This is a genomic window from Desulfosporosinus sp. SYSU MS00001 (assembly GCF_049943955.1).
In the GTDB taxonomy this organism is placed as follows: domain Bacteria; phylum Bacillota; class Desulfitobacteriia; order Desulfitobacteriales; family Desulfitobacteriaceae; genus Desulfosporosinus.
Genome location: NZ_JBNFTW010000002.1, coordinates 504,771 through 516,857 on the forward strand (window position 1 = coordinate 504,771; position 12,087 = coordinate 516,857).

Annotated in this window: 7 protein-coding genes and 1 pseudogene; 6 read left to right on the forward strand and 2 right to left on the reverse strand. The window is 41.8% G+C overall.

Translation table 11 applies throughout. The features are described 5' to 3' along the window. Positions 1-71 precede the first annotated feature (71 nt). From ACPUYX_RS05770 to ACPUYX_RS05785, 4 genes are all read left to right on the forward strand, one after another. Positions 72-1,403 (forward strand): 5'-deoxyadenosine deaminase, encoded by a 1,332-nt coding sequence (locus ACPUYX_RS05770; RefSeq protein ID WP_426378756.1) that lies wholly within the window; start codon positions 72-74, stop codon positions 1,401-1,403. 66 nt (positions 1,404-1,469) lie between these two features. Further along, positions 1,470-3,197 (forward strand): adenine deaminase, encoded by a 1,728-nt coding sequence (gene ade, locus ACPUYX_RS05775; protein WP_426378757.1) that lies wholly within the window; start codon positions 1,470-1,472, stop codon positions 3,195-3,197. Between the two features lie 191 nt (positions 3,198-3,388). Beyond that, positions 3,389-4,771, forward strand: a complete 1,383-nt coding sequence (locus tag ACPUYX_RS05780) for a sodium-dependent transporter (RefSeq protein WP_426378758.1) — start codon at positions 3,389-3,391, stop codon at positions 4,769-4,771. 138 nt (positions 4,772-4,909) lie between these two features. Then, positions 4,910-5,977 carry an HD-GYP domain-containing protein gene (locus tag ACPUYX_RS05785; protein WP_426378759.1) on the forward strand — a complete coding sequence of 356 codons (1,068 nt, stop codon included), beginning with the start codon at positions 4,910-4,912 and terminating at the stop codon, positions 5,975-5,977. Between the two features lie 182 nt (positions 5,978-6,159). Here ACPUYX_RS05785 and ACPUYX_RS05790 read toward each other — a convergent pair. Continuing rightward, a pseudogene (locus ACPUYX_RS05790) lies at positions 6,160-8,271 on the reverse strand (thioredoxin domain-containing protein). A 182-nt stretch (positions 8,272-8,453) separates the two neighbouring features. Beyond that, complete coding sequence (locus ACPUYX_RS05795) at positions 8,454-8,969, reverse strand: Mu transposase domain-containing protein (RefSeq protein ID WP_426378760.1); 516 nt, start codon at positions 8,967-8,969, stop codon at positions 8,454-8,456. A gap of 144 nt (positions 8,970-9,113) precedes the next feature. Between ACPUYX_RS05795 and ACPUYX_RS05800 the strand changes: the two genes are divergently transcribed. Beyond that, on the forward strand, positions 9,114-9,686 hold the full coding sequence (locus tag ACPUYX_RS05800; protein ID WP_426378761.1) for a hypothetical protein: 573 nt from the start codon (positions 9,114-9,116) through the stop codon (positions 9,684-9,686). A 1,116-nt stretch (positions 9,687-10,802) separates the two neighbouring features. Then, positions 10,803-12,071, forward strand: a complete 1,269-nt coding sequence (locus tag ACPUYX_RS05805; protein ID WP_426378762.1) for a PEP-utilizing enzyme — start codon at positions 10,803-10,805, stop codon at positions 12,069-12,071. Positions 12,072-12,087 lie beyond the last annotated feature (16 nt).

Genomic DNA, 12,087 nt, shown 5'->3' on the forward strand with positions numbered 1-12,087 from the left:
AACATCTCTCCTGATTCCTGGGTTTTTAAGTGAATAATACTCTTTCGGAAGAGGAAAAGGTGGAATATAGAATGCGTATACTTTTTAAAAACGCGACCATTGTGACCATGAATGCTCAGCGTGAGGTTATCAAGGGCGATCTGTTAGTGGATGGCTCAAGGATTGCAGCGGTTGGGGAGGTTAAGGAACCTTCTGCAGATCAAGTGATTGATTTGGATGGTGACTTGCTCATTCCCGGTTTAATTCAAACTCATATCCATCTCTGTCAGACCTTGTTTCGGGGGCAGGCTGATGATTTGGAACTTTTGGACTGGCTTAAACTTAGAATTTGGCCCTTGGAAGGCGGACATGATCCGGAATCGATCTACGATTCCGCATTGCTGGGAATTGGCGAACTCTTTTTAGGCGGAACGACAACCATTGTCGATATGGAAACAGTGCATTATACAGAGCATGCTTTTGAAGCCATTCTTTCAAGCGGGTTAAGGGCTCTGGCCGGGAAAGTCATGATGGATGACCCCAGCGGGGATGTACCTCTTTCCTTGCAGGAAACAACAGAGGGTTCACTACAAGAAAGTGTAGATTTATTTGAGAAATTTAACGGACAAGGAAACGGACGTCTGGAAGTTGCCTTTACGCCTCGCTTTGTCGTTTCTTGTACCGATACTTTATTAAAAGAAGTTTCACGGTTGGCGCGGGAAAAGAATGCCTTCGTGCATACCCATGCTTCTGAAAACCGGGGCGAAATTCAAGTTGTGGAAAGTACTCGGGGAATGCGCAATGTTGTGTATTTAGATAAGGTCGGCTTGACAGGTCCGAAACTTATTCTTGCCCACTGCATTTGGCTGGATGAGACTGAAAAAGATATCCTAATTCGCAGCAAAACGCGAATTTCACATTGCCCGTCATCAAATTTGAAATTGGCCTCGGGGATAGCTGCCATTCCAGAACTCCTGGAGCGAGGCGCTGAAGTCTCTCTCAGTTCCGATGGAGCCCCCTGCAGCAATAATCTGGATGGATTTCGTGAAATGCGCCACGCAGCCTTAATGCAAAAGCCCTTACATGGTCCAACTGCAATGCCGGCTCAAAAAGTATTTGAACTGGCAACTATTGCGGGAGCACGTGCTCTGGGACGCGAAGGAGATCTTGGCAGTCTGGAGGTCGGGAAAAAAGCTGATTTGGCGGTTGTCAGCCTTCAGGGACTGCATACCTGGCCCAACCAACATGTGGACGTATACTCTCAGTTAGTTTATCAGGCTTATCCCTCGGATGTTCGTCTCACAATGGTGGATGGACAAATCGTCATGAAAGACCGCCAGTTGTTGACAATTGACGTCCCTGAACTTAAGAAAAGCGCAACTCAAAGCTTGAATCGAATTATGAAACGAGTAGGAATGATTTGAGAAGGCGTCTGCAACAGTGAAGGAGAAAATTCCTAACTCATAGTGCTTTTCTGGAAGGAGGAGTGAATGGTGTCCAGCTTTAGGCAAAGAATGGATGAGTCGAGAGGGTTAGCACGCCTGGATCTTATCTTGAAAAGGGCGAGGCTGGTCAATGTTTTTTCAGGCGAAATCCATGAGACAGATATCGGTATCCATGAGGGAATGTTTGTTGGCATTGGAACTTATGAGGATGCGGAAAGAGTCCAGGATTTAGGCGGTGATTACGTCGTTCCTGGTCTTATCGACGGACATGTCCATATTGAAAGCTCACATCTTTGCCCTGAAGAATTTTGTTCTCTTCTTCTTACCCACGGAGTAACCACCGCTGTTGTTGACCCCCATGAAATCGCCAATGTCTTAGGTGTTCAAGGAATTCACTATATCTTGGATAGCATTGAAGATTTGCCTTTCAATGCCTTTGTAGCTCTTCCTTCCTGTGTTCCGGCAACGGAATTAGAAACATCCGGGGCCCGCCTTAGGGCGGATGATCTCAAGGAGTTTCTTGATCATCCAAGAGTAATCGGACTTGGAGAAGTCATGGATTATCCGGGAGTTTTGGCAGCCAAAGAAGAGATGGTGGCAAAATTGGAACTTCCGCTGAGGTTTAAAGATGGTCATGCACCCGGAATATCTCCCCAGGATCTTAATGCCTATTATCGAGCTGGAATTCATACAGAACATGAGTGTTCTACCGTTGAAGAGGCCAGAGAACGCCTGCGCCGAGGGTTTTATGTGATGCTGAGAGAAGGGAGCGCCGCTAAAAATCTCCGCAATCTTTTGCCCGCTGTGACGCCGGAGAACTCAGGCCAATGCTTGTTAGTTACCGATGATCGGCATCCCAGGGATTTAATTCAAGAAGGTTCCATTGATCATTTAGTCCGCTTGGCGATTCAAGAGGGAGTAAATCCCGTTCGGGTAATCCAGATGGCTACTATTAATACTGCTCGGGCCATAGGGCTTTCAAGGCTGGGAGCAGTGGCACCGGGATATCAGGCTGATTTTGCGATTTTAAAAGACCTTAATCGGTTTGAGATCGAAGAAGTATATTGGCGGGGAAAACGCCAAAGTCACAGAGGTGAGCCTCCTCGCTTTACAAGATCCAGCAGCAAAGGCTTGACTGCGAGTGTTCATATTGGCAATAGGTCTCTTGATCAACTCAATGTGAAAATAGACTCTAAGGGATTACATTCCGCAAGAGTACGTGTCATTGGAGTTCAGGGACATTCGCTCGTAACTTCAGAACTTGTGCGAGACTTACCGATAATTAATCATTGTATCTCTGCCGACCCTGCTCAAAAGATAGCCAAAATAGCCGTTCTGGAGCGTCATCATAAGACGGGGAACGTGGGTATCGGCTTTGTCGAAGGGTTAGGTCTGACCAAAGGAGCCATTGCCTCCACGGTTGCCCATGATTCTCATAATCTCGTCGTCGTGGGAATGAGTGATGAAGAAATGAATCTGGCTATTCAAACCTGCGTTGAAATGGGGGGCGGCCTTTGTCTGATAGAGGACGAGCAAGTGATTGGCAAACTTCCGCTGCCGATCGCCGGGTTAATGTCTGATCAAGACGCCTATTCTGTTGCTCGGACTTTAAGTGAAATTCATGAGCAAGCCCATAGTTTAGGTGTTTTTGAAACCATTGATCCCTTTATGACACTGGCTTTTTTGTCTCTTCCGGTAATACCTGAATTAAAACTGACGGATTTGGGATTGGTCAATGCGGCTAAATTTCAATTAACCGGCCTTCTGGTCTGAGCGATACCAATTAATGCGGCACAGTGAAAAAAAAGCGGTCTATGCTTACCGAGATGGTTTTGGTTCTACGACCAAAAATATCCTGAGTGAGCATAATTTTTTTTTTCGGATGTATCAATATCCCAATAGCATGTTGTAGAATTGAAGGAATCTGAGAATAATATGTCGAATAAACGAATTTTGACCAAAGAATGGAGGGTGAATTTTTGAAAGAAGAGTCGCATGTTAAAAGAGAGGGTTTTTCAAGTAGTATTGGTGTCATTGCAGCTGTATTAGGCTCAGCCGTTGGCTTAGGGAATATATGGAAATTCCCCTATGTAACTGGAGCGAATGGGGGAGCTGCCTTTATTCTCGTATATCTCCTGTGCTTAGCACTGGTCGGCTTGCCTGTAATGTTATCAGAGCATCTCATAGGACGGGCTACAAAATCTAATGCCGTCGCTGCTTTTAAGAAACTTGAGCCAAGACGGCCCTGGTTTTTAGTTGGCGGAGCCGGGGTAGTCAGCGCTTTCTTGATTATGGCTTTCTATACAACGGTGTCAGGCTGGGTTTATGCGTATATTTTCAAATCTGCCAGTGGTGCACTTTTGACGAATAAACCACAGGAAACAACTCAAGTCTTTAACTCATTGGTTTCAGGAGTCAGCGAACCCTTATTTTGGCAAGTAGTTGTTCTCATAGTGATTGGAATTATTATTATGGCAGGAGTTACAAAAGGTATTGAAAGAGTAACGAAATTTTTGATGCCCATGCTTTTTATCCTGCTCATTATTATCGATATCAGATCCTTAACCTTGCCGGGAGCTTCTGCCGGATTATCCTTCTTGTTCAAACCGGACTTTTCCAAAATTACAGTCAGTGCCATATTGGCGGCTTTAGGATTAGCATTTTTTAAGCTGAGTGTTGGCATGGGAGCTATGATTACTTATGGCAGTTATGTTGATAATCGAGAAGACTTGCCAAAGATGGCAGTAAAAGTTGCTCTTTCCGATACCTTAGTTTCCTTAATGGCTGGAGTTGCTATTTTTCCGGCAGTATTTGCCTTTGGCTTTAAACCGGATGCTGGTCCCAGGTTATTGTTTATCATTATTCCGACTGTCTTTAATTCCATGCCTTTAGGCAGAATCTTTATGGTCTTATTCTTTTTATTAACTGCTTTTGCCGCAACTGGTGCAATGTTGTCTTTATTAGAAGTTCCTATAGCCTATTTGACGGAAGAGTATCAATGGTCTCGACGCAAAGCAACGCTATTAACAATTATAGGGATTGGGCTGCTTGGCTCAACGGCCACTTTGTCAAATAGCTTGTTATCACATGTTTTGTTGTTTGGTAAGACATTTTTTGATTTCTTTGATTTTGCGACTTCAAATGTGCTTCTTCCCCTGGGAGGAATATTTATTGCCTTGTTTGTAGGTTGGCAATGGAGTTTTGCTAATGTCCAACGAGAGATGACCAATGAAGGCCAATTAGCTAATGAAGGCTTGTTTAATGTCTACATGTTTTTAGTTAGGTTTGTAGTCCCCATTGCGATTATCATTGTCCTGTTAACAGGTTTAAATTTCATTCATGTTTAAATAGAACCCAGAAAGTAATAGGACTAATGGGAAAATTATATTTTGATTTATCAATAAAAGAGGTTATTTCGCATATTTTGACGAACTAAAAAATTTAGGGGTGATATCACACTAAATTTGGATAGGGTGAGTAGATTAATGCGCTTGGTGAATACACATTTCGTCAAAGAAGGATCTGTCCTGGCACGTCCTGTGATTAACTCTTCCGGCAAAATTTTATTACAGTCCGGGGTTCGTGTGACGGCATTATATATTGAACGCTTAATTGCTATGGGTTACGATGTTCTGTTTATTGAAGACGACCGCCTTGACGATGTAGAATTATTTGCGACTATTTCTGAGAAAACCCGTGAAGTCGCTTATAAGACAATTCAAAATATCAGCAAATACATTGAATGCAATACTGAAAAGTCATTGCCTGTTTCTGGAGTTCGTTTGACGATTAAAGAAATGATTAATGATCTTTTGTCGAGCAAAGATATTTTGGGCAATTTGACGGATATCCAAGGGTATGACAACTATACCTTCCACCATTCCATTAATACAACAATTATTGCCCTTGTTCTGGGAATTGGTTCCGGTTATAATGAACAACGCTTGCTTGAATTTGGTATGGGGGTCCTGATGCATGATATCGGAAAAATTATGATACCCGAATGTATCCTTAATAAGAAAACGCCCCTTACAGATGAAGAATTTATGGAAATTAAGAAACATACAATAAACGGCTTTGATATGTTACGTAAAAATAATGATTTTAGTTTGCTTTCTGCACATATTGCTTTTCAACATCAGGAAAAGTGGAATGGTTCCGGTTATCCTCGGGGATTGAAGGGTACAGAAATCCATGAATACGGCAGGATGGCCGCGGTTGCTGATGTTTATGAAGCATTAACAAGCCGCAGGGTCTATCGTAAGGCTGTAGAGCCCAACGCGGCGTATGAGTATATTATTGCTCAAGCAAATTCTCATTTTGACCCTAAAATGTTAGAGTTGTTCAAGAAACATATTGCTGTTTACCCTTCCGGTTCGGGTATTTTGTTAAGTAATGGACAAAGGGGAAATGTTGTTAAACAAAATTCTTTATTTCCTAATCGTCCTTATGTAAGAGTTTTCTATCAAGGGGAAGAAGAACTCTCCGAACCTATTGATTATAATTTAGCCGATTGTCCGTCGATCATGATTATGGCAGTTGATAATCGTTAAGTTTTGCTTCGACTTTTGAATTGAATTTAACAAAGGTCACTTTACATTTATAGTTAAGAGAATATGTTCAACGAATTAAGGGCTGCAACAAGTAGACTAGTAAACTTGTTGCAGCCCTTTTTTTCCTGCTTCCTTTATAAGGTTGGAGGTTAAAGTGATTTCAGATATCAACAAATGACAAGTTAAGAAGTGAGAAGATTTTTGAATTCTTCAATTCCATGAACCGGACTTTGACAGGTGAAGTCCTGACAGAGATAGGCGGTTGTTTGGCCCGTCTCTATCGGGTAATCCTTAAGCCAAGGAATAAAAGAGTCAAGGCTTCCTTCATGATAAAGAACTGAAGCGAAGGGACGGAAGTCTGAGAAAAAGGTTTTACGCATCTCTGAAAGTTGGGGAGAGTTCAGGGATCCGGCAAGAATCAGCTCCTGGCTTGGCTTCAGAGCAAATTGCAGAGCTTGCAAAAATGACGTGTAGCCTGAAGGATGTTCTTCAAGCAGCGGACGGAAGCAGAAGAAAAGCTGCTCTGCTTTTTTATTCCACCCTTCTTCACCGGTAAGGCGCGCGAATCGAATTAGATTTTGCGCTGTCAATGAATTACCGGACGGAAGAGCTCCGTCATAACTTTCCTTAGGGCGGATAAGAAGCTCTTCGGCATCTAAACCAGTCAAAAAATATCCCCCATCGTTGTTGTCAAAAAAAAGTCGTTCAAGCTGATCTTGAAGTTCAAGGGCAGTTTTAAGATAATGGGACTTTCCGCAGGCAGAATAGAGCTCCAAGAGTCCCTCGATTAAAAAGGCATAGTCATCTAAATAGCCTAAATAGGCTGAATCTCCTTTCCTGAATCGAGCTAAGAGCCGACCATCACTGCGTCGGAGGTTAGTAAGGATAAAGTTGACAGCTGTTTCTGCCGCCTTCAAAAATTCCGGGTTGCCTAATACTTGCGCGCCCTTGGCTAAGGCTGTGATCATCAGACCATTCCAGGCTGTTAGAATCTTATCATCTTTGTGAGGATGAACTCGTTGCTCACGGGTGTCAAACAGAGCACGGCGAGATGTTTCAAGAGATTCCAGCTCTTCAGGAATTAAATCAGGATTGTCAATTAAACTCTTTCCTAAATCTCCCTGAAGTAAATTGGGTATACTTTTTCCTTCGAAATTTCCTTTTGAAGTTATGTTATAGACCTCACAATAGTTTGAACCCGCTTCTTGACCGAGCACGTTTTCTACTTCTTCAGGCGTCCAAACATGGAATTTCCCCTCGATTCCTTCGGCATCAGCATCTTCTGCTGAATAAAAGCCTCCCTCAGGAGAGGTCATATCACGAAGCACATAGGTAAAAATACTTCTGGCTATTTGCGCATCTCTGGGCTGATGACTAACTTGATAAGCTTCCAGGTAGGCTAAAGCAAGCAGTGCGTTGTCATAGAGCATTTTTTCGAAATGAGGAACCAGCCATTTCTCATCGGTGCTATACCGGGCAAAACCGAAACCAATATGGTCATAAATTCCTCCCCAGGCCATTCCGTCTAAAGTTTTGCGTACCATAGCAAGGGCTTTGCTCTGGGGATGGTCTTGGGCATAACGTAAGAGGAAGGTTAGTGTGTGGGGGGAGGGGAATTTTGGGGCTTGACCAAAACCACCATAGCGAGAATCAAAACTTCGGTCTAACGTCTGATAAGCTTTTTCAATAACGTCTTTTCCCCAGGACTGGATCCCCTCAGTTGCAGAAGGCTGGAATACGGCCTTTGTTGGGACAGCTTGCTGAGATTGAACGGCTGATACAATCTGCTCGCTTGTCTCTCTGACATGTGATTCTTTGTCTTTCCAAAGGACACCGACTTGTTCCAGAAGTTCCATTAGTCCTTGGCGGCCATAATGTGCATTTTTGGGGAAATATGTCCCTGCGAAGAAAGGCTTTTTCTCAGGTGTCATCATGATTGTCAGCGGCCATCCGCCTGACCCTGTTAAAGCCTGACAGAAAGACATGTAAATATGGTCGATATCCGGACGCTCCTCGCGGTCAACTTTAATTGAGACAAAATAACGATTTAAGAGGTCTGCGACCTCTTGGTCTTCGAAGGATTCACGTTCCATGACGTGACACCAATGACAGGTCGGTAAACTACACTACGAATACCCAATAGATAAGAAAACAGGTTTGTTTTCCGTTTTTGCTTTTTGAAAAGCCTCTTCACTCCACGGATACCAGTCAACTGGGTTATAGGCATGTTGGAGTAAGTAGGGGGACTTTTCATTAGCTAATCTATTGGGTATATGCTTACTATTTGTTGTCATGGGCAACACCTCCTTTTTTCTGAGGAATTTGGTTTGATGTAATAACAAGTCTTTGAATATTATTATCCGTTAGGACTTTAATAATTCTTTTAAGGATTAGCTTCTAATGGTTACATTCTAAGAGTTTAGAAAAAGAACAGCAACCCTTGATTCTAATATTTAGCTCAAGTTCCGTGTCCAAATTATAATTTTGCAAAAATGACACTATGTAGTTCCGGTAGTGTGGTATAGCGTTTATACGGATTGTAATTTCTGGGGAAAGCAGCGACTCTCTCACCGGCTATGTAGAGTTCAATCGTATTAGATGTTGCTCGAAACGAGCATGATTGGCCTACATAGGAAAAATGAATGCTATAGAAAAAGCCGTCATAATCGACGTGATGGTTAAATTGGACCTTGGTCTCTTTCCAGTCCGCAAACTCATATCTAGTGGCAGGAAGGGGTTGTAAGAAAGGTTTGTCGATCTTTTCAAAGGCCGTTAGGCGATTGCCCTCCATCTTTTGAAAGGGGCGGCTAATGAGTTTTAAAAGTTCCTCCTTAACGGCTTGGTTAATCTCGTATAGGCTAAAAAATTGTCGGTTTCTCAGGGCTGCAAGGATTCTCCTGGATACATTACCCACCATATTCTCATCGGCAGCTTTATCCTTTGGGTGAAGAGCTCGAGCAGGAACCAGTGTAGTCCGGTAATGTCTTGCCATTTCGTTATAACTTTTATTGAGGATCGGGTCTACTCGGTCTGGAGTAATAACGGCTGTTTTGGTATTGTCAGGAATAGTAACCTTGGGGACGCCTCCGAAATATTCATAAGCCGTACATGGGCGTCAATCCAATTTGGGAGTTTTTTGGCAGCTAATGAATATGACATGAAAACGTTAAATAATGGAAATGTTGAAATAAAAATCAAAGACCCTATTAAGGTTTTTAAAACCCAAAAAATGTCAATTACCAAAGATGCCAGGGATGTGGCAGTGATAATTCAGATGAACCCTGTGCAATTAAATACTACCCCCTTAACAAAGAACGGGTCCACAATTAGTCCCAATTCTGTTTTTCAGGATTATTATGCATATGGTAGTCCATTTTATGCAACAGATTATAATAAACCGCTCGTAACTGCCATTGGAAGTACTGGAACTCTAAGTGCTACAGTATCTAATACTTACAACAATTCATATTCTTGTAATATCACTGTAGGTGTAGCAAAAATCAAGGCGGCCGTGGGGTTCAGTGTCACCGATGGTTCCATAGTCTCGGCAAGCACTAGCGTCCCTACTAATGGAGTATATACTAAGGTTGTTGGTTATGAATATGATTATGTTCAAGCATTCGAAGTTGTAAATTGGGTTACTGGTCATACAGACGCCGTTGGTTATGCGTTTAAGCCAGCAGGAGCAACATTCATTACCTATCATTAACGTTACCTTTATAATTTTCCCATAATACTGACATGAATAAAGGTCGTTCATAAATAAGGGCTAGAGACGAATTAATGTATGTTTCTAGCCTGTTTTATTTATAATTTTTTTAAGACGTATTAAACTGCGCGAATTTTCTTTATGCCTTTGATTTCGTGCCGCATATGAAAAGAATTATGCCCGCAACAAGAAAAATGGGAACAAAAAAATTTGTAAAAGGCTCTAGGAGTCCGATGTGATAACTTGGGGAAACGCCATTAACTCTAACAATAAGTTCTCCAATCCATAAAAACGTTGTAATTACTCTTTCTAAGGTGTAAATTAGGCCACTGTTGATTATAAACACAGTTCCAAGGATATAACACATATTTTTATTCAAAAAGTTCACTTCCTCTTTCATTGACATTTCAATTAGTTAATAGAATTTGCTATTTTTACAATGTCATTTTACCACATGTGGAAAAATAAGACACCAACATTGTGTTAAATTCACATTTAACACAATGTTGGTGTCTTATTTAGATAGTCTGATATCACGAAGGCAGCAGCCGTTAACTCTTTTTAATTACCTATTAGACTTTCGTCTATTATTAGAATGGATTATTGAAAAACAAATGCAAACGGACAGGAAAAGCAACCAGTTAGGTCCTCGTTTATTTAGAATCATGCCCAAACAAACTGATAAAGAATGAAAACAGGGGTAAAATCCCCCGCCCTTTATTCAAATAAATAATGCACTCCCCGAAAAGATGAGAAATGTACTCAGAAACGGATTAATGTTTAATTAAGAAACTTCTCCATAAATTTTATATGGCTTGATTCTATAATATCTTTAGAAAAAGTTATCATAGGAATTTCCTCAAAAAGTATATTATTTTCAATCTTTAAAGGTCTGTAATAAATATTAATTAAAAAATAAGGTTCAGCCAAAATAGTAGTATCATGTATCTCCGCGAGTTCCTTGAAATAAAGGTTCTTATTGTTTTTAGTAAACTCCTTGAGATCCTTTATAAATCTTTGAGTATTAAAATCTCCCGGCATATATCCAATGTATATTTTTGACTTTTTTAATATAGATTCGATAACCGAGAATATCTGGTCGTTCCCAACGCAAGTATGGAGGAAATAGCCAATCACCTGGAGCAATTATATGACTTTTTATGCTGGGCTTGGAATCCACATTGTAAAATTGTCATGCTGGGTATGTACATACGCGGGTGCTGGCTGGAAATATGCGAAAAACTTCTCAACCTTACGGAATATGAAGCCTTCGAATTGGTACAAGTTAATGATCCCGCAGTACTTAATACGATGAACCGTCTCTTAACCTTGGCCCGGCGTGCTGCCGTAGATCAGACGGTCAGCGAGATATTGTCTTTACCTAGTGAAAAAGCATTTCAGGGGTTATCTCATACTTGGTTTCAAAAAGAACTCGATCAATTTTTAGAGAGTGAAGGCGATAGGCCGGCAGATAGTTTTGAATTCACACCCACTTTGAAAGAAATGCCGGAGATCGTGGTTGGGATTATCAAGGGATTAATGGACTCAGATAACTCCATTACCGAAGACTCCGAATTTCAAGCGTACCGGCAACAGCGTATCAAGGAATTTCGCAGCACTTTAAAGGGCAAGGAGCGGGAGGATTTTGACGCTTGGCTGGAATTAGCAGAAGAGGCGCAACCCTTAAGTGAAATCCATGACTACATTTTATTGACTGTTCCTCTTAGCCTTACCCGTTATGCTGCAATCGAGGCAGGACGAAGATTTGTTAAGCAGAATATTCTCGATAGTCCGGATGATATATTCTTTCTCTATCGGGAAGAATTAATCTCTGCCCTTAGGAAAAATTTCGACCTTCCTAGTCTAAAAGGATTGGTGGCTGAGAGGAGGGCTGAACATAGCAAAAATTTCTCATTAGTGCCTCCGCAGACAATTGGAAAAATGCCCATTGCCCCTCCTTTTCATGTATTTCCTCCAATTGCAGCGGAAAGAATGAAGATCTTTGTGAAACAATATTCCCTTCTTGAAGCACAGCAGGTAGCTTCGCTGGAGATATCTCCAGAGGGAGAGTTGTCTGGCATCCCAGGTTCTCCTGGAGTTGCCGAAGGATCGGTGCGAATTATACATACGGCTGAGGAGTTTAACTTGGTTCAAGAAGGAGAGGTCTTAGTCTGTCCCTTTACTACTCCCACTTGGACAGTACTATTTCCGAAGGTGGCGGCGTTAGTCACTGATTCAAGTGGCGCATTGTCCCACGCAGCAATTGTTTCTCGAGAGTATAGACTTCCTTCGATAGTCGGGACGATAAAGGCAACAAGAATGTTGCATAATGGACAACGCGTACGTGTGGACGGAACCGCTGGAAAGCTTCAAGTTCTAGATTGAAAAGATTTAAAGTGAA

Excerpts from the sequence above, each read along its gene's own strand:
- ACPUYX_RS05785 (WP_426378759.1), top strand. The coding sequence starts at position 4,910 with ATGCGCTTGGTGAATACACATTTCGTCAAAGAAGGATCTGTCCTGGCA.
- ACPUYX_RS05770 (WP_426378756.1), top strand. The coding sequence starts at position 72 with ATGCGTATACTTTTTAAAAACGCGACCATTGTGACCATGAATGCTCAG.
- ACPUYX_RS05795 (WP_426378760.1), bottom strand. The coding sequence starts at position 8,969 with ATGGCAAGACATTACCGGACTACACTGGTTCCTGCTCGAGCTCTTCAC.
- ACPUYX_RS05780 (WP_426378758.1), top strand. The coding sequence starts at position 3,389 with ATGGAGGGTGAATTTTTGAAAGAAGAGTCGCATGTTAAAAGAGAGGGT.
- ade (WP_426378757.1), top strand. The coding sequence starts at position 1,470 with ATGGTGTCCAGCTTTAGGCAAAGAATGGATGAGTCGAGAGGGTTAGCA.
- ACPUYX_RS05805 (WP_426378762.1), top strand. The coding sequence starts at position 10,803 with ATGGAGGAAATAGCCAATCACCTGGAGCAATTATATGACTTTTTATGC.